This is a genomic window from Niallia alba, from assembly GCF_012933555.1.
GTDB lineage: Bacteria > Bacillota > Bacilli > Bacillales > Cytobacillaceae > Niallia > Niallia alba.
Genome location: NZ_JABBPK010000001.1, coordinates 3,254,762 through 3,279,668, shown reverse-complemented (window position 1 = coordinate 3,279,668; position 24,907 = coordinate 3,254,762). Strand labels below are relative to the sequence as shown.

Below are 24,907 nucleotides of genomic sequence, written 5' to 3'. Positions count from 1 at the left end.
AATAACTATTCTAATAGTGAAAAACAATCTGCTGTTGAGGAAACAGTTCATTTCCTATATACTTAATTTGAAAACGATTAATTTATCACTTTATGCAAACCTTTGCAGCAGGTAGAATAATGGATGAAAGCGAGGGGTACCATGCAAACAATTTATGATGTACAACAGTTTCTAAAAAGTTATGGAACAATTATTTATGTAGGCGATCGAGTAGGCGATTTACAATTAATGAAATCGGAAATAAAAGAATTATATCATTCTCAATTAATAAAGGAACAAGAATTCGACTCTGCGATGCGCTTGCTTAATCATGAAATACAACATTTAACAGATGAGAAAAATAGGGGGAATTGAGGATGCAGGAAAAATGGGTAGCTGGAATTGATTTAGGCGGAACAACAGTGAAAATTGCCTTTTTATCATTAAATGGCGATTTAATTGATCATTGGGAAATCCCTACCGATAATTCAGAAGAAGGAAAAAACATTACTTCAGATATAGCAAAATCGATTGATGCTAAATTGCAAGAATTAGGTCATTCAAAGGAAGATGTTTTAGGTGCAGGAATGGGTGCACCAGGACCATTTGATTATGAAACAGGAATCATTTTTAATACGGTCAATTTAGGATGGCCAGATAATTTTCCATTAAAAGCTAGACTAGAAGCAGATTTAGGACTGCCAGTAACCATAGATAATGATGCGAATTGTGCAGCTTTAGGTGAAATGTGGAAGGGAGCTGGAGAAGGATCTAAAGATTTGGTTTGCGTAACACTTGGCACTGGTGTAGGTGGCGGTGTTATTATTAATGGAGATATCGTACAGGGAGTAAAGGGTGCTGCTGGTGAAATAGGACATCTAACTGCTATTGTTGAAAATGGTGCTCTTTGTAACTGCGGGAAAACAGGTTGTTTAGAAACGATTGCCTCTGCAACTGGAATTGTCCGTTTAGCGAAAGAACGATTAGCACAAAGACATACATTAAGTGAGCTTCATTCTGTGTTGGACCAAGAAGGCGCTATTACAGCAAAGGATGTATTTGATGCAGCAAAAAGAGGCGACGAATTAGCAAATGAAATCGTGCAATTTGTTGCATTTCATTTAGGGTTGGTATTAGCAAACATCGCCAATACATTAAATCCTGAGAAAATTGTAATTGGAGGCGGTGTATCAAAAGCTGGTGACGTTCTGTTGAATCCTGTAAAGGAGAATTTCATGAAATTCTCTTTTAAAAGCGTAGCAGAGTCAACAGTCATTGATGTGGCAACGCTTGGGAATACAGCAGGGGTAATTGGTGCTGCGTGGCTTGCAAAACATTAATCTAGTTATGTAGGAATATATAATATAACTTTTTAAATCTAATATTTTCGCAAATCTTCTTCTATTAGGGAGAAGATTTTTTGTGAGAAAAATAGATTGAACATTCAGAAAAATTCCTCTTTGAAAAAGTACTATTTTTTTGAAACTTTTCTTCTGGTTGGACGTCTAAAAAAGAGTAAGTTATTATAATAATACATGAAGATGAAAAATAGATTAAAATTTCATAAAGATTGGCTTTATATAATAAAATAATTGTAAAATGTGTAAAGTGATCATTTAGAGATTTTGTTTGATCAATAGTTAGGAGGATTCATCATTGTTTAAGAAAAAAATAGAATGGTCTAAGCTATCACTTATAACGATTGCAACAGTTTTACTATGGATTAAAACAAATATTGCATATATTACTAGCTTTGATATTAAAATTGAAAATTGGGTTCAACAATTTATCTTAATTATTAACCCTTTAAGCTCGTTATTGTTTATTTTGGGAATATCCATGTTTTTCTCAGCGAAAAATCAAAAAAGATATATATTCACCTCTAGTTTGATTCTCTCTTTTGTATTATATGCGAATGTAGTTTTTTATCGCGTCTATACAGACTTTTTAACCCTCCCGCTTCTATTTCAAACTAGTAATATGAGCGATTTGGGGAGTAGTGTCAGGGAGTTAATTCATGTTACGGATATTCTTTTCTTTATTGATATTATTTTGCTTGCAGTAATAATGAAAAAGAAACCATCCTTTTTAAAGATTCCAAAATACACAAGAGTTCAGCAAAGTATTTTCTATTTATTTACGATTAGCTTAGCATTTTTTAATTTGAGTTTAGCAGAAACACAAAGAACACAGTTGTTAACAAGAACATTTGATCGAGAGCTTTTAGTAAAGAATATTGGTACTTACAACTACCAGCTATATGATATTTTTCTGCAAACAAAGACTTCTGCACAAAGAGCATTTGCAGATGGCAGTGAATTAACAGATATGCTTAACTATAATCAGGCGAATTATACTGAACCAAATAAGGACATGTTTGGAATCGCCAAAGGAAAAAACGTGATAATGGTAAGTTTGGAGTCTACTCAGAGCTTTACTGTAAATCGCGAAGTAAATGGGGAAGAGATTTCACCTTTCTTGAACGAATTTATTAAAGATAGTTTTTATTTTGAGAACTTTTACCATCAGACTGGACAGGGTAAAACATCTGACTCCGAATTTATTGTAGAAAATTCATTGTATCCTTTAAGCAGAGGGGCAGTTTTCTTTACTCATTCTGGAAATGAATATCAAGCAGCACCAGAAATTTTAAGCGAGAATGGCTATTTTACCGCATCTCTTCATGCAAATAATAAAAGTTTCTGGAATCGTGATATAATGTATCAAAGTCTAGGATATGAACGTTTTTATGAAATTAATGATTACGATGTAAATGAGGAAAACTCTGTCGGTTGGGGACTGAAAGATATTGATTTCTTTGAACAATCTATTGCGCATTTAAAAGAAATGCCTCAGCCTTTTTATAGTAAATTTATTACGCTGACAAATCATTTTCCTTTTGAACTAGATGAAGAAGACAAATTAATTGAGCCGCTAACAACAGGAAGCAGAACGCTTAATAATTTTATACCGACTGTTCGTTATCAGGATGAAGCCTTGAAAATCTTTATTGAAAGATTAAAAGAGGAAGGTCTCTATGAAAATAGTATTATTGTTTTATATGGAGACCATAATGGAATTTCTGAAAATCATAATAAAGCAATGAGTGAGTTATTAGGAGAAGAAGTGACTCCATTTGTAAGTACTCAATTGCAAAGAGTTCCATTTGCAATCCATATTCCAGGAATGGAAGGAAAAACAATCTCCACTGTATCGGGTCAAATGGATATTAAACCTACTCTACTTCATTTGTTAGGGATCGAGACTAAAAATGATATTCAATTTGGATCTGATCTATTCTCAAAAGACAATGACCAATTTGTTGTATTGCGAGACGGTAGCTTTATCACTGAAGATTATGTATATACAAAAGAGGTATGCTATGATCGAGCAACAGGAGAAGCGGTTGATGGAAATGCATGTGAGGCATATATCGAACAGGCGAATTTAGAATTGCAGTATTCCGATAGCATTATTTATGGAGACCTATTGCGTTTTTATGATAAAGAAAAAGGAATGCTTGATATGATAGAATAAACGAATCAAAAAGAATAGGATGATTGTAGCTTTGGGACATACTTGTAATAACTAGTATGTTACGAAGCTTTTTTTATTGTAGTAATACCTAAATGCAAGCTGCTGAGAACGAAGGAAGCCGAGGTCTGGCAAGTGTAACTAACCATCAGTGGGGATGATGAAAACCCCGGAAGTTTTCTTAATCGCCTATTTTCGCTATGAATGTTTTGATGGAATGTTCATATATATAAATAGGGAGAGGAGTGAACATATGGAGATAAAATTGAGACCAGGGGATACACTTTGGTACTATAGTCAGCTTTTTATGGTTCCCTTAAATCTTATTTTAGACAGTAATCCTAGCGTAAATCCAAATAAATTAGCAGTATCTGAAACAATCCAAATTCCTGGATTTGAATCACAAGTTCATCAAATAAAGCATGGAGAAACCTTGTGGAAAATTGCGGGTGTAAGAAATATTTCGGTTGATAGTCTTTTATTATTAAATCAACAACTGAATCCCAATAATCTTAAAGTAGGGGACGAAGTTTTAATTCCTAATCGCATCATTAAAAGGTTTGTAGATGGGAAGAAAAAATATGATTATTCTTCTTTGCAGGAAGATATCAATCGTTTAAAAAAAGTTTTCCCTTTCATTACAGTGCATACAATTGGTAATAGTGTATTAGGACAAAACATAGAGGAAATTAAAATTGGAAAAGGAACGAAAAACGTTCATATAAATGCATCCTTCCATGCGAATGAATGGATCACTACACCGATTATAATGACGTTTTTAAATGATTTCTTATTATCTTTAACTAATGCAACAACTTTCCGCAATGTTCGAACAATGCCCTTGTATCAGTCTGTGGATCTATCGATTGTACCAATGGTTAACCCAGATGGAGTAAATTTGGTTTTAAATGGACCTCCCGAGGGACAAAAGGAAAAAATTATCTCGATAAATGAAGGGAGTATCGATTTTACTGGCTGGAAAGCAAATATCCGTGGCGTCGATTTGAATAATCAGTTTCCTGCAAATTGGGAAATTGAAAAGGAAAGGAAAGAACCAAAAGGGCCAGCACCGAGAGATTATCCAGGAGATACTCCATTGTCCGAACCAGAGGCTCAAGTGATGGCAGAACTTGCAAAAAAGGAGCAATTTGACCGATTATTAGCTTTACATACACAAGGGAAAGAATTTTATTGGGGCTACGAAGGACTGGAACCAGCAGAATCAAGGACATTAGCTAATGAATTTTCAAGAGTGAGTGGATATAAGGCTATTCAAAATGTTGATAGTCATGCAGGGTATAAAGATTGGTTTATACAAGAATTCAGAAAACCGGGTTTTACAATCGAGTTAGGAAAAGGGATAAACCCACTTCCTCTTTCTCAATTTGCCGAAATCTACCATGATACAACGGGAATTTTCTTAGCTTCCTTATATATGTAGTATCATTTAAGCACTTGGATATGATTTTATAGGCAAACTGGAGCAAAAGTACATTAAATTGAGTCATATTTCTTATTTTAGCAAAATATCAAAGACTATTTAAAAAAAGCCGAAAAAAATCGGCTTTTTTGTGTTACTATTCTATAGAGTAAAAAAAAACAGGAAAAGTATTTATAGGGGTGTGAAAAATGTTTCTAATAGGTAAGAGAAATACACTAGGAATAGTTCTTCTCTTCACTTTTTTCACACTAATTCTGTCTAGCTGTAGCCCTAGACAGAATGATTCAGCCAGTGAAAATGAAGCGAAGGACAAAAATGTTAACAACAACACGATGCTTCCTCCTATAAGCCCGATTGAAGGAGAATTTGAGCAAGTATATGGCTGGATACAGAAAGATACGATTTGTTATTCGGCAAAAGTAGAAGGTGTATATAAAATTTATACATATAATATCTATACAGGGAAACATATCCCTTTGTATGAGTCGGACACAGAATTATCGAATGTGATGATAAACAATAATAAACTTTTACTATATAGTGCTCTTTCTGATGAGGAAGGAGAAATGCATATAATTGATGCAAAAGGTAGCGAGATCCTTTCTAGAAAGTTTCAAAGTTATGAAACAGATTTTGCATGGAATCCACATAATGAAAATGAATTATTAGTTACTACCTTCACTAAGGATTGGGAGAGCAAAGTGTTTACATTAGATATTCAAGAAGACGTATTAAATGATTTCCCTGTCTCTACACCGTTTCCACAATGGTTAACAACAGAGAATGTAATGTATCTTGATTGGGATCAAAATAATCCTTCCTTATATGCACCACTGAAAATATTTGATTTAGAAACAGCAGAAGAAAAGGAATTAGAACTTCCTAATATTTATTTTATCGATCAGAAAAATGAATTTCTCTTTACTCTATCAAGTACAGGGAACGAGGAGGAAGCTGTTTATTCCTTTTATGACATAGATTTAAATAAACATGGGACTATTCAAGTTCCACGACTATCCAAATTTGCTAATTGGCTAGTTCCGAACTATGCGATTTATCAGGATAAATTGATAACTTTTGTTCCGAAAGAAAATGGGAATGCTGAAACCTATCAAGATGGTTTTGAACTTATAGAAATAGATATGAACACAGGTGAAAGTAAAAAAATATTTACCGATACGGAATTAGAGGACCAGCCAATCCAAATTTCAAGCGACGGAAAGTACTGTCTTTTTGGCTATTATTTAGAAAATATGTTGGAGATAGAAACGGGAGAAATCACTCCTTTGTTTTCCTCTAATATTCACAATAGTTGATGTTGAAATAAAAATATGCCATCATAATCATGAACTAAGATCAATGGTTGATTGTATGAAAGACGACGACTAATTTTTGCAGCGGAAGGGGAAGTTAATATGGCAATTGTAGATGTAACAGTAATACCAGTAGGAACGCAAACGCCAAGTGTAAGTGCATATGTAGCAGATATTCAAAAAGTACTAATGGATTATGAGGAAAAAGGCCAGATTCGTTTTCAATTAACACCAATGAATACAATTATTGAAGGCGAGCTACCGATATTGTTTGAAGTTATTCAAGCAATGCATGAAGTACCATTTGAAAAAGGCCTTGTCCGTGTTTGTACGAATATCCGTATTGATGATAGACGAGACATTACTAGAAAAATGGAAGATAAAGTAGAACGTGTTCTAAGTCATTTGGAAAGCAAATAGGAGGAAAAGTTCATGGAATATAAACAAGTTCCTTTAGGGCCAATCCAAACGAATTGTTATTTAGTATGGAACGAAAATAAGGATTGTTTAGTGATAGACCCTGGTGCAAATGGGGAAAAGTTAATTAAGATAATTCAGGAGTTAGAGGTATCTCCTATAGCGATTCTTTTAACACATGCACATTTTGATCATATTGGCGCAGTTGAAGATGTTAGAACAGAGTATAGCATTCCTGTTTATGTACATAGCAAAGAAGAAGAATGGTTAATTAACCCGAAATTAAATGGAAGTGAAGCATTTAGACTTCCGAATCCTATTGTAGCGAGACCTGCTGAGCATTTCTTAGATGAAAACCCAAGCATGACAATCGGTGATTTTACATTTCAAGTGATGGAGACACCAGGGCATTCTCCAGGTAGTGTTACGTTTTATTTTAAAAAAGAGAATTGGGCATTTGTTGGAGATGCGCTTTTTTATGAAAGTATTGGCAGGACAGATTTAGTTGGCGGAAACCAAAGAACTTTACTAAATAGTATTCATGAGAAGTTATTGAATTTGCCAGAAGAAACATTGGTTCTGTCAGGTCATGGTAGAAAAACGACAATTGAGCATGAAATGGATCATAATCCATATATAAATGGGTTTTAAAAATTGCTGCAATAAGAAAAAGGAGAGAATGGGGAGCAATATCCCTTCTCTCCTTTTTTCTTATTGAACGATGGTTTTGTAGGCGCATTGATCACAGCCACTAATAATGTTTTGTTTTTCAATTAACTGAACATCTGTAAACAATGCTTCAAACATTCCAGTAAAGAAGGATTGATGCATCGTACAAACTTTATCCTTATGCTCTAGGGCTACTTCTTTAAATGGGCAGTTATATATTTCGAAATATAAAGAGGTTTGATCGTCGTTCCATTCTAGTGCAGGTAATTGTCCTGTCATTAAACTCGCATTTTGTAATAAACGCAGTTTATCTTCATTAGATAATATTGCTGTATTGTTTGTAAAACGGGCAATCTCATGCTCCATCATTTCCTTACCAAATGTTTTTCCTGTTTCATAAAGCGCTTTGCTTCCCTCTGCTCCAAGGCTTTCGAGCGTTTTCAACAAAATATTGCTTAATAATTGGTAGTCTCGAAACGGAAAGCTAAATTGAATGACTTCATCTGATAAGCGATATAATCTGCTTGGACGACCACCTTTACCCGTTTTCTTTGTTTCCGAGTGCAGCATTCTTACATCTTCTAATTTAGATAAATGCAAGCGAGCTACGTTTGGATGAATGGAGAATTCATCCGCAATTTCCTGAACAGTAACATCTTGATGCCTTTTAGTAATGTACTGATAAATATAGAAACGAGTTGGATCAGATAATACATTCGTAACTTTTAGTGTATTTTCCATATCAAATGTTCCTCCTGAGGACTAATTTTCTTTATTATAATATAGCAATCTACCATAAACATGGTTAAAACGATAAGTTTATAAAATGTTCACAACTTCACAAATATTTTGTTCATAAAATGTACATATTCACTGTTTGAAGCATGAACATCGTAATAAATTGTTTAATGATTAATATTTAAAGCATTCATTGACATCTTTTTGTACTGATTATATAATTTATATATGAATATATGTTCATATAAGAAAATAAATATCGTGTTTGATCTGCATTCCCTTTTTATAACAAGCTGAATCGCTAAGAAACTCTCCGGTAAATTTTCGATAAGTGCAATTAACCATCAGTGCGGGATCACTGCTGGAGGTTTTCTTTATCGATCAGGAAGTCATAAAATTTGGTTTTTGCCACAAAATATAGGGAATAAAATTATTTTCTAGAGGTTCTTAAACTGGGATATACATAGAAATTCCAGTAACTTCTAAAGGATTAATGCAGCAAAGCTACAGCAATATTTAGAGAAACGCGATTGAAAAAGTTAATAATATATCGATTTTAATTAGTGGTAGGAGGAAGATAATATGGGGCATTCTCATGGACACGACCATAGTCATCATGGACATCATCATGGTTTTGAAGAAATAAGAGAAGGAAATAAAAAGGGTTTACTTATAGCATTATTAATCACGACAGGTATTATGTTGTTGGAGTTTTTTGGTGGCTTGCTTACGAATAGCCTCGCTTTATTATCAGATGCAGGCCATATGTTAAGTGATGCGAGTTCCCTTTTTCTAAGTTTCCTAGCAATCTGGTTTGCGTCTAGACCGCCATCTGCTAATAAAACGTATGGATATTATCGCTTTGAAATTTTAGCTGCTCTATTTAATGGTGTTACTCTGTTTATAATCGCCTTTTTTATCATCATGGAAGCAATACAGCGATTTTCTCAACCACCTACTGTAGCCAGTGGAACGATGATGGTTATAGCTGTAATTGGTCTACTAGCAAATATGATCAGTGCCATCGCATTATTGAGAAAAGGGGATGTAGAGAACAATGTTAATTTACGAAGTGCCTATTTACACATTTTAGGGGATGCATTAGGTTCTGTTGGCGCAATTATAGCAGGTTTCTTCATGCTCTTCTTTGATTGGTATGTCGCAGATCCAATTATATCTGTCGTAGTCGCGTTATTAATTTTAAAAAGCGGTTGGGGAGTAATAAAAAATTCGATTCATATATTAATGGAAGGAACACCAAGTACTATCAGCCAGGCAGATGTAAAAAGAGAATTAGAAGGAATGGCAGGAGTAATCGATGTCCATGACTTGCATATATGGACTATCACATCTGGACTGGATACGTTAAGCTGCCATCTATTAATTGATGATAAGAGCGATAGTCAAGAAATTCTCCAGCTTGCAATCGATGTTTAAAAGAAAAATTTAACATTGACCATACAACCATTCAAATTGAAAAGTCGCAGATTCAACATGATGATATGAATGTATAACAGATAAGCCACAAGGTTGGGACATAACTAAATAGATACTCTGTAAAGACGAACAATCTCTAATTTAGCTAGTAAATAGCGGCTGCTTTCGCATACTTTTTACAAGAGGAGATATAATTAGTTGGGAAAATAGAGCAGCCGGAATACACGTAGACTCCAGTGGGATTAGCGAGACAGTCTGAGACCCCGGAGGCGAAGCTGAGGAGGCTTAAGCTTAGCCCCACGGAAAGCGAAGTGTATTCCGGCTGCGGGGAACCGCACTAAACTTCATGGAAACATCCTTTTAAAAACAAATGAAAAAATCAAACAATTATACGGGACTTTCATTAGCAGATTCGTATAATTGTTCGGTTTTATCCTTGGCTGGAATAAATATATCACAGCCCCATTTTTCTATATAAAAAAAGGACCCGAAAAGACGGGTCCTAACTGGGCTAGCTGGATTCGAACCAACGAGTGACGGAGTCAAAGTCCGTTGCCTTACCACTTGGCTATAGCCCAAAAATATTTGATATATATAATATGGATGAAAGATGAATTTTTTATACGGAAAACAAACTGAATTTTTTCGGAAATTCTCTGAAAGGTTAATCAACAGTACCTTTTGTAGGGTGCGATAATAAAAAGAAAAAAATTTATAAGTGAAGAAGGAATTTCACCTTTTTTGTCGAAATAAGTAATCGAATAAATAAAAAGGTGGTGTTAAATGAAAAGTGTTATCTATTGAAGCACTAGCAAATCGGATTATACGTGATGCAGTAGAGCAGAACGCTACTGATATTCACATAACCCCAAGGCAAAAGGAATCCATCCTTCAATTACGGATTGCTAATCGTTTGCTTACTAGATTAGTAATATCATCTGTGGAATGTGACAAATTAATTTCCCACTTCAAATTTACGGCCTCTATGGATATTGGCGAAAGAAGAAAACCGCAAAATGGTTCTATTTCCACAACAGTCAATGGTCAGTATATTGGTTTACGTTTATCGACCTTACCATCCCATCCCCATGAAAGCTTAGTAATTCGTGTACTTACCGATCAAAATATGCTCCCAATCTATCACATCTCCTTATTTCCGAATATTTCGCGTAAATTAATTTCCTTGTTAAAGCACGCTCATGGATTAATAATTCTCACCGGTCCGACTGGATCAGGGAAAACGACAACACTCTATTCCCTCTTAAATGAAAATGCACATCTTTATCAACGAAATGTTATTAGTTTAGAAGATCCAATTGAAAAAACACAGGAAAATGTTCTGCAAATCCAAGTTAATGAGAAAGCAGGAATTACGTATTCTACTGGCTTAAAAGCAATCCTACGTCATGATCCTGATATTATTATGGTTGGAGAAATCCGTGATAAAGAAACAGCACATATTGCAATAAGAGCGAGTTTAACAGGACATTTGGTGTTGACTACCATGCATACAAGGGATGCGAAAGGTGCGATTCATCGCTTATTGGAGTTTGGTATTAAGGAGACAGAAATTGAACAAACCTTAATTGCTGTTACTGCCCAAAGATTGGTCGAGATAGTATGTCCATTTTGTGATGATGGATGTTCGCCTAGCTGTTACCGTTTAAATGATCGTTTAAAGCGGTCAACCGTGTTTGAAATGATAACAGGACGTAAGATTCCTGCAATTCTTTATAATCAAACCGATAGTTTGACAAATAACTATAAATCATTAGGCGAGATTATTTGTAAAGGTATAGCATTAGGTTATATAAAGAAAGGGGAATATGAACGGTGGATTTATGATGAAAAAAAATAATGCATGGTCTAATTTAGAACAAGCTAGATTTTTAAAGTGTATAGGAGAATTGCTGGATAGGGGATATTCCATGGCAGAGGCAGTTCAATCTTCCTGTTCTTACATGCCTGATCGTCGAATGGAAGATATAAATGCTTGTTACGGTTCATTAAAAGGAGGGGATACATTTTTTGAAAACCTTGTGAGATTAAATTTTGATCGTCAGGTTATTAGCTTTGTTTATTTTGCTGAAAAACATGGAGGATTTGCTAATGCCTTTCAAGATGCCAGTAAAATGATTCAAAATAAGCAAGATACCATCAAAAAATTAAGGAAAATTCTTTCCTATCCTGTCTTTTTATTATTATTTACCTTCGTTTTATTTTTCTTCGTTCAAAGCATACTCATACCGAAATTTAATTCCATTTTTGTAACGATGAATATAAATAAAAATTTCTTTCTCCTTTTTCTCCAGTTTATTGATCATATTATTCCGTATTTCTGTGTAGTCTTACTTCTCTTACTTTTCTCAAGCATTCTCTATTATTATTTGTATTTCCGTAAGTCAAATATCATTGTTCAAATGAATTTATTAGCGCGTATCCCATTTGTAGGTAAATTTGTGAAACACTATTTCTCTTATCTTCTTTCTATCCAGTTAAGTTATTTATTATCCAGCGGATTTTCTATTTATGAATGTTTGCAATTCTTCCAAGAAAATAAGGAGCAAAGACTCTACTCGGAAATAGGTAAAATTACTATTTATCGATTAAAAAAAGGTGTTCATCTTCAACATGCTTTTGCACCGTTTGTTTTTTTGGATAGAGAACTATTACAAATTATTCGCCATGGCCAGGAAAATGGAAAGCTTGATCAAGAATTCTATTATTTTGGAAACTATTGCTTAACGCAAATAGAAGAAAATTTACAACAAACAATAAAAGTCCTTCAACCAACTCTATACGCAAGTGTCGGTATATTAATCATTTCTATTTATTTGTCCGTATTAATGCCAATGTTTCAATTATTAGATGGATTTTAATTGTGAAAGGAGAAGAAAATGAAGAACGAAAAGGGATTTACATTAATTGAAATGAAAGGGGGCAAATATGCTCGTTTAGCTGTCAAAAAAATTAACGAGCAAAATGCCTTTACACTAATTGAAATGATGATCGTCTTGGTCGTTATTTCGATATTATTGATTGTTACCATTCCAAATATCACCAAGCATAATTCAAAAATAAATAATACTGGTTGTGAAGCTTTAACAAAGATGGTACAAGCAGAGGTCCAATCCTATTATATGGAGCATAAATCATATCCAGAGAATATTGCTAAATTGGAAGAAGAAAATTATATAACAAATGATCAAAAAAAATGTACGAATGGCAAGGAATTAATTATTACAAACGGAGTAGTTTCTACTTCTGGTACGGATAATCCATGATAGCAAATCAAAGAGGCTTTACATTAATAGAAATGCTTGTTGCAATATCATTATTAGTGATTATTTCTTCTTTATCGATATTCTTAGTCACCTCACAGCAAACCTCGCTTAATGAAAATCATTTCATTACTCAATTGGAGGGAGATCTCTATTATGCACAAGCCTTTGCGATTGAAAATCAACTACCAGTGCAGGTAAGAATCTTCCCTAGTTTGCATCATTACTACATCCGTGCTGATGTTAATACCGGAAATATAGTGGAGCGCTATTATGATAATGACATCAGTTTTTCTAATAATACAATGCTTTCTTTTAACATCAATTCAAATGGGAATTTTTCTAAATTTGGCACATTAGAGTTTCGAATAGGTAAACAAGACTATAAGTTAACGATTCAAATTGGTAAAGGGCGATTCTATGCGACTAAATTGTAAAGGATTTATGTTACCGGATTATTTATTGGCATTTACGATATGGCTTTTAATTGCACTTACGTGGATGCCGGTATATATCCATGTTCTAAAACAGTTAGAGGATTCAGCACAAAGTAAGTTTGTTCATGAACTGTTTTATCAATATTTAATGGAAGTGAAATTAGGAGAAGCAGAAAAAGGAATATCTTCTATTGAAAAGAAGGAACAGACTTATCCCATCTTTTGGGAGGAAGATAATAAAGTCTGTATACAGTATGAAAATGTATTCCAGCAATCAAAAAAAATCTGTGATGTGTGGACAGAATGAAGAATTTATTCCTTCTCAATAATAAAGGCTATGTTTTATTGGAAATGCTGCTTTCTTTTTTTATTTTTACTATTATTCTTTCTCTCTTATTTACTCCTCTTCAATTAATGCTTGATCGTCAATTTTCGGAAAAAGAACTGCAGGACATGGAGTGGGAACTATTTATTCTTGAATTAAAAAAAGAAACAAAAATGTCCCAAGGAATTGCGGTTGCTAACAATAAGTTAGTCCTTTATGTGGATGGAAGGGTCGTAACTTATGAAAAATATGGCAGCAATATTAGAAGGCGAGTAGATTCAACAGGACATGAGGTAGCGTTGCAAGGTATTAACAGCGTCGAGTTTACTATGCAGAAGAACGGTTTTCAAGTGAAGGTAACGGACCGATTTGCGATGGAAAAAGAGACTAGCATAAGATCTTATCTTATGTTTTTGGAGTGATGGGAATTGATCAGGAATAATAAAGGATTTATTTACCCGTTATCTTTATGTGTGTATATCCTTTTCATCTATTTTTTATTTATTTTGTATGGGATCTATGTAAATAAGAAAGGGATAGAAGTTAGTGTGAAAAATAGCAATATGCAAGAATATTATTTTCTGTCTTCCTTAAAAGAAATTGAATATGAACTTTCTACAGAAGAACATCCTGAACTTTCTGGTACAAAGACTTTTTTACATGGTAATGTTTTTTATACAATAGAAAAAAATTCGCGTACTACTTTTAAAATCGATTATCAATTAAATATGAAAGCTGGGATAAAGCCGATCTATGCAATAAGCTACTTTGATATGGAGCAGAATAAAATGACGAAATGGATAGAATGAATAAAAACCAAACGATAGGGCTATCCTAGTACAAATGCTAGAGTAGGTGATTAGATGAATACCAATGATTATGTGAAGTATTTGACCCAAACATTTGTCCAGTATATGGATCAGCCTAAAGAAGAAAGGCAAAAGTTAAGAGCGGAAAGAAAAGGGCTGAAAGAGCCATTTATGCTGAGATGGTTTGGAGTTTTACCTTATTTAATTATATTTAGCTTTAAGCGTAGAAAGGTAAGAAGATAGGTTATGAAAAGGAGTGGATTTAGCTTATTAAAGCATAAATCTGCTCCTTTTTTCATGATTATGGTTTAGGAAACAGCTTCTGAAGCTAAATAGAATAGCCCGCCATTAATAATCGAAATATTAATCTTTGGTTCATACTGCTCCTGTAGAGCTAATCTTTCCGTCTCCAATGTTTCTTGTTCTTCCTCCATGTCTTCCATATCTTCATAAAAATGCTCTAGCAATTCTAAATCCTTTTTCCATCTTTCTTGCGCTTCTTCTGCCCATGTATGATCTTCTGCTAATAATGATTGTTTTATCATATTCTCAATTCTTGTTATCCCGCTTTTTGGCATAATTAACGGAGAAAGGGTAAACGCATAATCGGGAATTTTGGCAGAAAGATTCATCTTCTCAATCTTTGCTTGAAAATCTGTTGCTATTTGACCATTGATTAGCTGTAGCCCAATTGATTGAAATACATCCCGTTTTCTGTCACATTGATACGATATTTTCACATTAAGGGCTAGCCAAGGTTTTAATGATGTTTGTTGCTGACCTTGTCCTGTTTTTTTTTCGTATAAACGTATATACTTCGATAAATTTTTAGCAGAAGCAAAAAGCTGATGAAGACGAGGAGAGCCAAAATGAATTAATTCGCCCTTTATATCGTCTGGTGCAAGCTTTGGATTTGTGATGAGGGTAAGACTGGCAGGGTTTGGTGTGCCGCCAGTCTTTTCAAGATAATGCCAATAAAAAGGGCGATTCATTAACTCTTTATCCATCTCAATGGTAAGTTGTACGGTTAGATAACCAAGTTTATTCTCTACTATTTCACAATCATTCGCGCTGAAAAATCGTTCAAGAAATTGATGAATTTCCTGCTGCTTCATATGCTTCACCTTCCTTCATATTCTGTGCAAATTCAATCATGCTCGTTAAATTATCCATTTTGATTTTCATTTCTCCCTCTGATTTAGAATGGGAGAAGATATCAATCATATAGTCATCCATATTGCCAAAATCTAGCTTTGTAAGAATATCGTCTAGTTCCCCAATTACTTTTTCGAAAAGATGGATTTTTTCGTAAAGTAATTTTAAAATATGATCTTCAACTGTATCTTTAATAGCGAAATTATAAATCTTTACATCTTCTTTTTGACCAAGTCGATGGATACGTCCTATCCTTTGCTCTAGTCTCATCGGGTTCCATGGCAAATCAAAGTTAATTATATGGTGGCAAAATTGAAGGTTAATACCTTCTCCACCAGCCTCTGTTGCTATTAATACTTGCGCATGATTTTGGAACAGATCTCTCATCCAATCCTTTTTGCCGCGTTTAAAGCCGCCGCGGAAGGGAACAGAAGTGATGCCATGCTGCTTTAAAAACCATTGTAAATATAATTGAGTGGCCCGATATTCGGTAAAGATGATTACTTTATCGTTAATTTTCTTAATAAGCTCTAATGCCTTGTTTGCTTTCGAATTTTGTTGAACCGCTTCTACTTTTTTCACAAGTTCCTGTATTCTTTGTTGAAATTGTGGTGTAGGATTTTCCACTTTCTTCATCATATTTTGAAGGGTATAATAGACAGCTTCCCTGCTTGAACATGCCTCTCTTTGTAAAGTAATCATCGAAAAAGGACTTCGATTATTTTCGGTATTATTAGAAAGATAGTTTTCTGTTTTTAAATTAACTAAGCCTTCATATAATGCTCTTTCTTCTTCCGTAAATTGAATAGGAACTGCTTCGACAATTCGTTTTGTCCATTCGATCCCTGTATCATGGCGTCTGTTTCTTATCATTACTTTATTGACTAATGCTTTTAAATTCTCGTCATCATCAATGGAGCGTGCATCTTTTTTATATTTTTCATAGAATGCTGATTCGCTGCCAAGATGACCAGGCTTTAGTAAAGAGACTAAATTAAAGATTTCGCTAATTCTGTTTTGGATAGGAGTAGCTGTTAATAGCAAACAGAATTTCTTTTTTAAATTTTGGACAAACTCATAGTTTTTCGTTTTATTATTTTTCAGTTTATGGGCTTCATCAATAATCACCAAATCATAATCCAGGTTGTATATGATATCTCGATGAGGCTGTCTTTTGGCTGTATCAATAGACGATACGACAATATCGCATTGCTCCCATACATAGCTTTTGCGCTGAACCATAGCAGGAATGTAGAACTTGCTGTTTAGCTCAAAAGCCCATTGTGTTACAAGAGAAGCCGGAACTAAAATTAACACTTTTTTTACTAATCCACGAATCATATATTCTTTGAGAATTAATCCTGCTTCAATTGTTTTACCAAGCCCAACCTCATCTGCCAAGATGGCTTTTCCATTCATATCTTCTATTACCTTTTTGGCAACTTCTAATTGGTGAGGCAAAGGAGAAAGGTCTGATAGGTATTTGGGGGCTTGGAGACCTTCGAAGTTTGGTATGATATTATGTTGTTCTACTTCTACAGCAAGCTTATATAATTCCCAATTTGCCCATGGACCATCATCTGAAATTCGTTTTAATAACTGATTATTCCATGAATCATCAAAATTAATTTGCAGGGTCATATCGTATTCTTCCTTTCTGATTTCATTTGGTTGTAGACATATTATGTATGTATAAAAAGGAATGAAAAAAGAAAGCTAGTAAAACACAAAAATATATTGCCACCTTTTCATTCGGATGTTAGGATAAAAGGGTAAAAAAGTTTTTAATTTTGTCACAATTTATTTATATTTGAAAAAAACATGAACATTAAAAGGGAAAAAATAAAAAATGATCGTGTTTTACTAATCTCACTAAACAACCATTATTTCCGGTAGTATTTAGTATGACCAATTGAGAAAATTTTATGAATCGCGGATGAGAAATAGGGGAGAGACTACATTCGTAGCGCCGAAGGAGCAAACAATTTTGTGAATCTCTCAGGCAAAAGAACTCTATTTGGACGCAGCTCTGGAGAGTGCTTACAAAGAACCGCGTAAGCCACCAAAGGGGACAGCCGGTTATGGTGATAATCGGTAAACTTTCAGGTGCAAGGACAGAGACCTTACTTTTATAAAGGGGGGTTTCTGTCTTTTTTTGTTGCAATTTTTTGACTGCAATAAATGAGAATGTCTAATACATAAGGGATTGGAGTGCTGTTAATTGACTTTATTAAAACAAACACCGTTATATGAGGTATATAAAGAGTATGGTGGAAAGACAATCGATTTTGGAGGCTGGAACTTACCTGTTCAATTTTCCGGCATTAAACAGGAGCATGAGGCTGTTCGTACAAAAGCGGGCTTATTTGATGTATCCCATATGGGCGAGATTGAAGTAACGGGGATAGATAGTCTAGACTTTCTCCAAAAAGTACTTACAAATGACATAGAAAAAATACAAACAGGTGCTGCCCAATATTCTGCGATGTGTTATGAAAATGGTGGGACAGTAGATGATTTATTAACATATAAGCTAGCAGATAATCACTACTTATTAGTGGTGAATGCATCAAATATCGAAAAGGATTTTGAATGGCTCCAAAATCAAGTGAGTGGCGAAGTTACCTTAACTAATTTGTCAGAAGATTTTGCTCAATTAGCGCTGCAAGGGCCACTAGTTGAAGAAGTGCTAAAAAAAATAAATCCTGCTGTTGATTATGCTTCAATTAAATATTTTCATTTTCAAAATAAGGTGACTTTAGCAGGTAAAGAAGTTCTCCTGTCACGTACTGGCTATACTGGTGAAGATGGATTCGAAATCTATTGTCAAAGCGAAGATGCACAAGGTTTATGGAAGGAAATATTGACAGTAGGAGAACCGTTAGGCGTTCTTCCTTGCGGTTTAGGTGCAAGGGACACTTTGCGATTTGAAGCAACACTTGCTTTATATGGTCAAGAGTTATCAGCGGACATTACACCCTTGGAAGCAGGGATTGGTTTTGCAGTCAAATTAAACAAAGCAGCTGACTTTATTGGGAAGGAAGCTTTAGTGAAGCAAAAAGAGGAAGGCTTAACTAGAAAACTAGTTGGACTTGAAATGCTGGACAGAGGAATTCCACGCCATGGTTATAAAGTATATGCAAATGGGTCTTGTATCGGGGGAGTTACTACTGGTACACAGTCGCCAACATTAAAGAAAAACATCGGGCTTGCATTAATCCAAGTTGATTATGCTGCAATAGATACAGAAGTGGAAGTAGAAATAAGAGGGAAATATTTGAAGGCGAAAGTTATAAAAACGCCTTTTTATAAAAGCAAATAACTTTTTAAGCTTTTTTCTACATGAAAAACAAATGGGCTAATGACTGGGGGAAAAACGAATGAAGCATCGCTATTTACCGATGACGGTTCAAGATCAAAAGGAAATGCTTGAAGTAATTGGTGTAAGTTCAGTAGAAGAATTATTTTCAGATATACCAGAAAAAGTACGCTTTCAAGGAGACTATCAAATTAAGCCTGCAAAAAGTGAATCTGCTTTATTGAAAGAATTAACAAAGCTTGCCAAAAAAAATGCGGATGCAAAAGCAAATGTTTCTTTTCTTGGAGCTGGTGTTTATGATCATTATTCACCTGTTATTGTAGATCATGTTTTATCACGCTCTGAATTTTATACAGCTTATACCCCATATCAACCAGAAATTTCACAAGGGGAATTACAAGCAATTTTTGAATTTCAGACAATGATAGGTGAACTGACAGGAATGGACGTAGCTAACTCTTCTATGTACGACGGAGCAACTGCATTAGCAGAGGCAGGTATGTTAAGTGCGGGTACGACGAAACGAAAAAAGATCCTTGTATCAAGTACAATTCATCCAGAAGCAAAAGAAGTAGTGAAAACTTATGCAAAAGGTCAGTATATCGAAGTAGTAGAGGTTCCTCATAAGGAAGGCATAACAGATTTAGATGCGCTAGAGGCAATGGTGGATGATACAGTTGCAGCAGTTATGATCCAGTATCCAAACTTTTTTGGAAGAGTGGAACTGCTGAAGGATTTAGAAGCAATTATTCATGCTCATAAATCATTATTTGTTGTCTCAAGCAATCCTTTAGCTTTAGGAGCACTGACGCCACCAGGAAAGTTTCAGGCAGATATCGTAGTTGGTGATGCACAACCTTTTGGCATTCCAATGGGCTTTGGTGGACCGCACTGTGGTTATTTCGCAGTAACGTCTAAATTAATGCGTAAGGTTCCTGGTCGTTTAGTAGGACAAACGCTAGATGAGAATGGTCAAAGAGGATTTGTGCTCACACTTCAGGCGAGAGAGCAGCATATTCGCCGTGATAAGGCCACTTCTAATATTTGCTCCAACCAAGCACTTAATGCTTTAGCTGCTTCTGTAGCTATGACTGCACTCGGTAAGCACGGGGTGAAGGAAATGGCGATTGCGAATATACAGAAAGCTCATTATGCAAAAACGAAATTAAGGGAAGCTGGATTTGAAATAATTTTTGAAGGTCCATCTTTTAATGAATTTATTATTAAATGTAATTCCTCTATTTCAGCTATTAACCGTGCATTATTAGAAATAGGTATGATCGGTGGCTATGATTTAGGAAGAGACTTTGAACAACTAGAAAATCATATGCTAATTGCCGTTACGGAATTACGTACAAAAGAAGAAATTGATGAATTCGTTGCAGAAATGGAGGATTATCATGTCTAATCAAAATCAGCCTCTTATCTTTGAAAGCAGTACACCAGGCAGAATAGGTTATAGTTTACCAGAGATGGATATTCCAGCAGTAGATCTTAATCAGCTGTTGCCGAATGATTATATAAGAGAAGAAAATCCAGAACTACCAGAAGTATCTGAATTAGATATTATGCGCCACTATACTGCTCTATCTAAACGAAATCATGGATTGGATTCTGGCTTTTACCCATTAGGTTCTTGTACGATGAAATATAATCCGAAAATAAATGAAAATGTGGCAAGATTTAATGGATTTGCCCATATTCATCCTTTGCAAGAAGAGTCATCTGTACAAGGTGCATTAGAGCTAATGTATGATTTACAACAGCATCTTGTGGAAATCACAGGTATGGATGAAGTGACATTGCAGCCAGCTGCGGGTGCGCATGGTGAGTGGACTGGATTAATGCTGATTAGAGCCTACCATGAAGCAAATGGAGACACTCATCGCACGAAAGTAATTGTTCCCGATTCTGCACATGGAACTAATCCTGCATCAGCGACAGTTGCTGGTTTAGAAACAATTACAGTAAAATCCAATGAACATGGACTCGTCGATCTAGATGATTTAAAGCGAGTAGTAGGAGAAGATACAGCGGCGTTAATGTTAACAAATCCTAATACGTTAGGACTTTTTGAAGAAAATATTTTAGAAATGGCTGAAATTGTTCATAATGCCGGTGGAAAATTATATTATGATGGTGCCAATTTAAATGCCGTTCTTTCTAAAGCTAGACCTGGTGATATGGGCTTTGACGTTGTTCATTTGAACTTGCATAAGACATTCACGGGCCCGCATGGTGGCGGGGGACCTGGTTCAGGGCCAGTAGGTGTGAAAGCAGATTTAATTCCTTTCCTACCAAAGCCAGTTTTGTCAAAAGTAGGAGGAGAATTCGTACTAGATTACAACAGACCGCAATCAATTGGTAGAGTTAAGCCGTTTTATGGCAACTTTGGGATTAATGTACGTGCATACACTTATATACGTTCAATGGGTCCTGATGGCTTAAAGGCTGTTACAGAAAACGCGGTGTTAAATGCTAACTACATGATGCGTCGTCTCTCTGCGTATTATGACTTACCATTTGATCGTCATTGTAAACATGAATTTGTTTTAAGTGGAAGAAGACAAAAAAAATTAGGAGTACGAACTCTTGATATTGCCAAAAGACTGCTTGATTTTGGGTATCATCCACCAACTATCTATTTCCCTCTTAATGTGGAGGAATGTATTATGATAGAACCGACAGAGACAGAATCGAAAGAAACATTAGATAGCTTTATTGAAGCGATGATTCAAATTGCAAAAGAGGCAGAAGAAACACCTGAAATAGTTCAGGAAGCTCCTCATACGACGGTAATCGGTCGCTTAGATGAGACATTGGCAGCGAGAAAGCCAATTCTTCGTTATACAAAATAATGCATCTGTTTGAAGCTAAGTTGCCTTTTTAAAAAAAGTTTAACCAATAAAAAAGCTGATGTCTCCAATTTAATGGGCATCAGCTTCTTCTATATAATAATTCCTAAAAGAATATTATTATTTTTTTGCTTTAATTTTTCCTGTCCACTTTTTAAATCCGCCTTCTAATTGGGTTAAATCTTTATAACCTTTTCGATTTAGAAATTGAGCAGCTCTTCCGCTTCTCATCCCATTTTGACAGTATAGATATACTGGTTTATCAGGACGGATTTCACTTTTTCTCATTTTTAGTTGTGATAGTGGAATGTTTCTTGCGCCAAGCACATGTCCAGCCTCATATTCGTTTGGTTCACGTACATCAATTAACTGTGCCTTTCTGTAACCTTGACGGAATTCATCTTGGTTAACAGTTTTTACAATTCGGCGCTGATACAGCCACATCACTAAGGAATACACAAGGAATGCGACTAAAATGATGAGAAGAGTATAAATCGTTGTCAATTCTCATTTCTCCTTTCAATTACTTACACTATCTCTATTATATCTATCAACCCTTATAGTAGTAAAGTAAATACTTACAATCACTAGTGTTGCATAAATGTTGTTAGAATATTCAGTTTAAATATGTCCCCTGTTAAGAGCCAAAAAAGTAAATACCCAACTAAAGGTGGATCCATCCATTTGGAAATTTTTTTACAATTAGACTTAAGAGACGACGACAATTTGTTTATTAAGGAATGGTTTTTCCTTCAATCTTTCGAAGCCAAATATGTGCTGGTTTCCACAAAGCTGCCCGTAAATATCGGCTAATTTGTAGGGTTTTTCGTTTACTTTTTGTCTCGATTTGTGCGAGAACATGCAGGCAAAAAACAATAAGTGCGATAAACACTTGATTCTGAATTGCCCATTCGCTTTGGCCGTAAAACTTTTTGATATGGAGATGTTGTTTAATCCATTTGAAAAATAACTCAATCGCCCAGCGTGATTTATACATCTTTGAGATTTCTTCAGCACTTAAATCAAAACGATTTGTGATTAAATGAAGCTCATTTCCTTTTGAATCAATCACTTTTAGAAGACGAAAGTAATTTTCGGCACGGTTTTGCGTCGTACCAATCAACACCATTTGATCCGACAAAACAGATGTATTCTCGGGTAGTTTAAAATCGTAAACCTCCCGTATGACTGCGTTTTTTCGCAGCCTAGAAAGGAAAAAGTAGCCGTCATCTGTCATCCGATCAAAGCGTTCGTAGTCTAAGTAACCACGGTCAAACACATACATACATTCCTTGTCATCAACCATTACTTCAAGCTGACCGCGGTCATGTTCTTTGGCCGTTGTCATAATGGCCTTTTCGGGATAGGATATACCTTTTTCCATAAACACAAGGCGTAAGTGCAATTTAACACCCGCTTTTGTTTTGCGGAATTTTGCCCATTTATGATTAGTCAAATTGAGAGGCAATGTGCTTGAATCAATGATTTTTAATGGCATCACAAGTTTCGTGTTGTGCGTTTTGGCATGAATTTGTGAAACTAAATCAAGGAAAAGCTTTTGGAATAAGTCTGGATTCATGCCATTTAAACGGCGTGAGAGTTGGGAAATACTGATAGAATCAAGATCAATGCCCTTTTGCAGTTGATCATCGAAAAGACAATCGCTCAGCGCATGCAGACTTTCGACTTCTTCTAGCTGCGCAAAAAGTAATAATTTTAGAAATGACTCTGTCGTTAGTTTTTTCGTATAGAAATCTAATTTCAACGTTTTCACGTTTTCTTCAAATAATTGAAGATTTATTGGTGAAAACCATTGTCCAAATGAAGTTTTTCGTGTAATCTTGTCCATGAGATTGGTCCTTTTTTAGTGGATTTGGACGGGTTACCACCTGACTTATCCATTATAAAGGACTTTTTCTATGCATAAAATAATAAAAGTGAACATTTCGAGTATTTTTAATAGTGAAATTAAATTAATGCAACACTAGTGACTTACAATATCATTAACATTCCTATGCTATTTGGGATTAATAGAAAGAATAATTCTTCATTTGTGCAAGTTACTTTTAAATATCCTTTCTTTTTGATATCCTTAGTAAGGATTTAATGTACATCATACATAGAAAAAGAGGGTTCATTATGGTAAAAGAAACATGGAGATTTATTGATTCAGGCAATCACTCTCCTTCTTTTAATATGGCATTAGACGAAGCGTTATTAGAATGGCATTCTAAAGGAGTTTTTCCGCCGGTGATCCGTTTTTATGGCTGGAATCCTGCTACTTTATCTATTGGATATTTTCAGAAGGTAGAGAAAGAAATTGATTTAGAAGCGGTCAAAGAACTAGGGCTTGGATTTGTGAGAAGACCAACAGGCGGTAGAGGTGTTCTGCATGAACATGAATTGACTTACAGTGTGATTGTTTCAGAAGAACATCCTCATATGCCAAAAACAGTAACCGAGGCATATCGAGTAATTTCAGAAGGCATTTTAAAAGGATTTCATTTTCTAGATTTAGATGCCTATTTTTCTGTTCCAAAAACGGAAGAACAGAAAAATAATTTGAAAAGTCCAAGGTCTGCTGTATGCTTTGATGCTCCTAGCTGGTATGAATTAGTAGTAGAAGGAAGAAAAGTTGCGGGAAGCGCACAGACAAGACAGCAAGGTGTCATCTTGCAGCACGGTTCGATTTTACTAGATTTAGATGAGGACAAGTTATTTCGACTATTTAAGTATCCAAATGACCGGGTTAAAGAAAGAATGCAAAAAGCATTTAAGAGCAAAGCTGTGGCGATTAATGATTTAACTTCAAGAAATATTACGATTGATATGGCAAAAGAAGCGTTTAAAAAAGGCTTTGAGGAAGGTTTGCATATTCAATTAGAGAATTATCAATTAACAAATGAAGAACTAGAATATGTAGAAAAAATAGCGAAAGAAAAATATGATAGTAATGAGTGGAATTTTAGACGATAAAAATATCGCATTTAAACACGAAATACTTTTTTTGAATTTCGTGTTTTATTTGTGTGAACAGTACTGTTTAAAAGAAAAAAAAGCAAAGATGCAGTCTCATTTTTGATTGTCGAAAACTTTTTTGAGAGAGCAAATTTTTAGATAAACAGGCTTATATCAATGGATTATCCCTTCTTTTATTTAGCAAGGACGAAAAAGGACGAAATTTCTTTTTTTATATTA

24 protein-coding genes, 1 tRNA gene, 1 pseudogene and 2 riboswitches are annotated in these 24,907 nt (G+C 34.8%); of the genes and pseudogenes, 20 read left to right on the top strand and 6 right to left on the bottom strand.

The annotated features are described in order from the left end of the window. The first annotated feature begins 141 nt into the window (after positions 1 to 141). The 7 genes from HHU08_RS15810 (at position 142) to HHU08_RS15780 (ending at position 7,335) form a co-directional block, all read left to right on the top strand. A complete protein-coding gene (locus tag HHU08_RS15810; protein ID WP_040344238.1) occupies positions 142 to 354 on the top strand; it encodes a YqgQ family protein in 213 nt (70 codons plus the stop codon). Between the two features lie 2 nt (positions 355 to 356). Further along, positions 357 to 1,319: an ROK family glucokinase gene (locus HHU08_RS15805; RefSeq protein WP_016204876.1), complete on the top strand. Its 963-nt coding sequence runs from the start codon at positions 357 to 359 to the stop codon at positions 1,317 to 1,319. Between the two features lie 316 nt (positions 1,320 to 1,635). After that, positions 1,636 to 3,516: an LTA synthase family protein gene (locus HHU08_RS15800; protein WP_169188829.1), complete on the top strand. Its 1,881-nt coding sequence runs from the start codon at positions 1,636 to 1,638 to the stop codon at positions 3,514 to 3,516. Between the two features lie 250 nt (positions 3,517 to 3,766). Continuing rightward, the gene (locus HHU08_RS15795) at positions 3,767 to 4,954 is read left to right on the top strand and encodes a M14 family metallopeptidase (RefSeq protein WP_016204878.1); all 1,188 of its coding nucleotides are present in this window, start codon (positions 3,767 to 3,769) and stop codon (positions 4,952 to 4,954) included. A gap of 188 nt (positions 4,955 to 5,142) precedes the next feature. Beyond that, on the top strand, positions 5,143 to 6,270 hold the full coding sequence (locus HHU08_RS15790) for a YqgU-like beta propeller domain-containing protein (RefSeq protein WP_016204879.1): 1,128 nt from the start codon (positions 5,143 to 5,145) through the stop codon (positions 6,268 to 6,270). Positions 6,271 to 6,369: 99 nt separating this feature from the next. Then, complete coding sequence (locus tag HHU08_RS15785; protein WP_016204880.1) at positions 6,370 to 6,687, top strand: MTH1187 family thiamine-binding protein; 318 nt, start codon at positions 6,370 to 6,372, stop codon at positions 6,685 to 6,687. Positions 6,688 to 6,699: 12 nt separating this feature from the next. Beyond that, positions 6,700 to 7,335: an MBL fold metallo-hydrolase gene (locus HHU08_RS15780; protein WP_016204881.1), complete on the top strand. Its 636-nt coding sequence runs from the start codon at positions 6,700 to 6,702 to the stop codon at positions 7,333 to 7,335. A gap of 60 nt (positions 7,336 to 7,395) precedes the next feature. On the opposite strand, the gene HHU08_RS15775 is transcribed toward HHU08_RS15780, so the two are convergent. Then, positions 7,396 to 8,094, bottom strand: a complete 699-nt coding sequence (locus HHU08_RS15775) for a helix-turn-helix transcriptional regulator (protein WP_016204882.1) — start codon at positions 8,092 to 8,094, stop codon at positions 7,396 to 7,398. Between the two features lie 579 nt (positions 8,095 to 8,673). On the opposite strand from HHU08_RS15775, the pseudogene HHU08_RS15770 reads away from it, so the two are divergent. Then, positions 8,674 to 9,605 (top strand): annotated as a pseudogene (locus HHU08_RS15770) (cation diffusion facilitator family transporter). A gap of 429 nt (positions 9,606 to 10,034) precedes the next feature. Here the strand turns inward: HHU08_RS15770 and HHU08_RS15765 are convergent. Continuing rightward, a tRNA-Gln gene (locus tag HHU08_RS15765) sits at positions 10,035 to 10,106 on the bottom strand. A 212-nt stretch (positions 10,107 to 10,318) separates the two neighbouring features. On the opposite strand from HHU08_RS15765, the gene comGA reads away from it, so the two are divergent. The 8 genes from comGA to HHU08_RS15725 are packed head-to-tail and all read left to right on the top strand — an operon-like array spanning position 10,319 to position 14,623. After that, positions 10,319 to 11,386: a competence type IV pilus ATPase ComGA gene (gene comGA / locus HHU08_RS15760; RefSeq protein ID WP_016204884.1), complete on the top strand. Its 1,068-nt coding sequence runs from the start codon at positions 10,319 to 10,321 to the stop codon at positions 11,384 to 11,386. Next, entirely contained in the window at positions 11,370 to 12,407 is a 1,038-nt protein-coding gene (gene comGB, locus HHU08_RS15755) for a competence type IV pilus assembly protein ComGB (RefSeq protein WP_169188828.1), read from the top strand. The genes comGA and comGB overlap by 17 nt, the downstream gene beginning before the upstream one ends. A 51-nt stretch (positions 12,408 to 12,458) precedes the next feature. Beyond that, positions 12,459 to 12,812 (top strand): competence type IV pilus major pilin ComGC, encoded by a 354-nt coding sequence (gene comGC / locus HHU08_RS15750; protein WP_051994029.1) that lies wholly within the window; start codon positions 12,459 to 12,461, stop codon positions 12,810 to 12,812. Next, on the top strand, positions 12,809 to 13,246 hold the full coding sequence (comGD, locus tag HHU08_RS15745; RefSeq protein ID WP_016204887.1) for a competence type IV pilus minor pilin ComGD: 438 nt from the start codon (positions 12,809 to 12,811) through the stop codon (positions 13,244 to 13,246). The genes comGC and comGD overlap by 4 nt, the downstream gene beginning before the upstream one ends. Then, the gene (locus HHU08_RS15740) at positions 13,230 to 13,553 is read left to right on the top strand and encodes a hypothetical protein (protein WP_016204888.1); all 324 of its coding nucleotides are present in this window, start codon (positions 13,230 to 13,232) and stop codon (positions 13,551 to 13,553) included. Before comGD ends, HHU08_RS15740 begins: the two co-directional genes overlap by 17 nt. After that, positions 13,550 to 13,993, top strand: a complete 444-nt coding sequence (gene comGF / locus HHU08_RS15735; RefSeq protein ID WP_169188826.1) for a competence type IV pilus minor pilin ComGF — start codon at positions 13,550 to 13,552, stop codon at positions 13,991 to 13,993. The genes HHU08_RS15740 and comGF overlap by 4 nt, the downstream gene beginning before the upstream one ends. Before the next feature lie 6 nt (positions 13,994 to 13,999). Next, positions 14,000 to 14,380 carry a competence type IV pilus minor pilin ComGG gene (comGG, locus tag HHU08_RS15730; RefSeq protein WP_101730836.1) on the top strand — a complete coding sequence of 127 codons (381 nt, stop codon included), beginning with the start codon at positions 14,000 to 14,002 and terminating at the stop codon, positions 14,378 to 14,380. A gap of 54 nt (positions 14,381 to 14,434) precedes the next feature. Then, the gene (locus HHU08_RS15725; protein WP_016204891.1) at positions 14,435 to 14,623 is read left to right on the top strand and encodes a YqzE family protein; all 189 of its coding nucleotides are present in this window, start codon (positions 14,435 to 14,437) and stop codon (positions 14,621 to 14,623) included. Positions 14,624 to 14,688: 65 nt separating this feature from the next. Here the strand turns inward: HHU08_RS15725 and HHU08_RS15720 are convergent, their stop codons facing one another. After that, positions 14,689 to 15,495 (bottom strand): YqhG family protein, encoded by an 807-nt coding sequence (locus HHU08_RS15720; RefSeq protein WP_169188825.1) that lies wholly within the window; start codon positions 15,493 to 15,495, stop codon positions 14,689 to 14,691. Further along, positions 15,464 to 17,176, bottom strand: coding sequence for a DEAD/DEAH box helicase (locus tag HHU08_RS15715; protein WP_016204893.1), 1,713 nt, complete (start codon positions 17,174 to 17,176; stop codon positions 15,464 to 15,466). The genes HHU08_RS15720 and HHU08_RS15715 overlap by 32 nt, the downstream gene beginning before the upstream one ends. Positions 17,177 to 17,471: 295 nt before the next feature. After that, a riboswitch (glycine riboswitch) is annotated at positions 17,472 to 17,559 on the top strand. 3 nt (positions 17,560 to 17,562) lie between these two features. Beyond that, positions 17,563 to 17,655, top strand: a riboswitch (glycine riboswitch). Positions 17,656 to 17,756: 101 nt separating this feature from the next. Here HHU08_RS15715 and gcvT point away from each other — a divergent pair. From gcvT to gcvPB, 3 genes are read left to right on the top strand one after another with little or no spacing between them, the layout of a single operon-like run. Next, a complete protein-coding gene (gene gcvT / locus HHU08_RS15710; RefSeq protein ID WP_016204894.1) occupies positions 17,757 to 18,857 on the top strand; it encodes a glycine cleavage system aminomethyltransferase GcvT in 1,101 nt (366 codons plus the stop codon). 58 nt (positions 18,858 to 18,915) lie between these two features. Then, positions 18,916 to 20,262: an aminomethyl-transferring glycine dehydrogenase subunit GcvPA gene (gene gcvPA, locus HHU08_RS15705; RefSeq protein ID WP_169188824.1), complete on the top strand. Its 1,347-nt coding sequence runs from the start codon at positions 18,916 to 18,918 to the stop codon at positions 20,260 to 20,262. Next, entirely contained in the window at positions 20,255 to 21,712 is a 1,458-nt protein-coding gene (gene gcvPB, locus HHU08_RS15700) for an aminomethyl-transferring glycine dehydrogenase subunit GcvPB (protein ID WP_016204897.1), read from the top strand. Before gcvPA ends, gcvPB begins: the two co-directional genes overlap by 8 nt. 117 nt (positions 21,713 to 21,829) lie before the next feature. On the opposite strand, the gene HHU08_RS15695 is transcribed toward gcvPB, so the two are convergent. Together HHU08_RS15695 and HHU08_RS15690 are read right to left on the bottom strand one after the other, a co-directional pair. Beyond that, positions 21,830 to 22,213, bottom strand: coding sequence for a rhodanese-like domain-containing protein (locus HHU08_RS15695; RefSeq protein ID WP_016204898.1), 384 nt, complete (start codon positions 22,211 to 22,213; stop codon positions 21,830 to 21,832). A 229-nt stretch (positions 22,214 to 22,442) separates the two neighbouring features. Beyond that, the gene (locus tag HHU08_RS15690; protein WP_100525938.1) at positions 22,443 to 23,558 is read right to left on the bottom strand and encodes an IS4 family transposase; all 1,116 of its coding nucleotides are present in this window, start codon (positions 23,556 to 23,558) and stop codon (positions 22,443 to 22,445) included. Between the two features lie 290 nt (positions 23,559 to 23,848). On the opposite strand from HHU08_RS15690, the gene HHU08_RS15685 reads away from it, so the two are divergent. Then, positions 23,849 to 24,685, top strand: coding sequence for a lipoate--protein ligase family protein (locus tag HHU08_RS15685; protein ID WP_016204899.1), 837 nt, complete (start codon positions 23,849 to 23,851; stop codon positions 24,683 to 24,685). Positions 24,686 to 24,907: the final 222 nt, after the last annotated feature.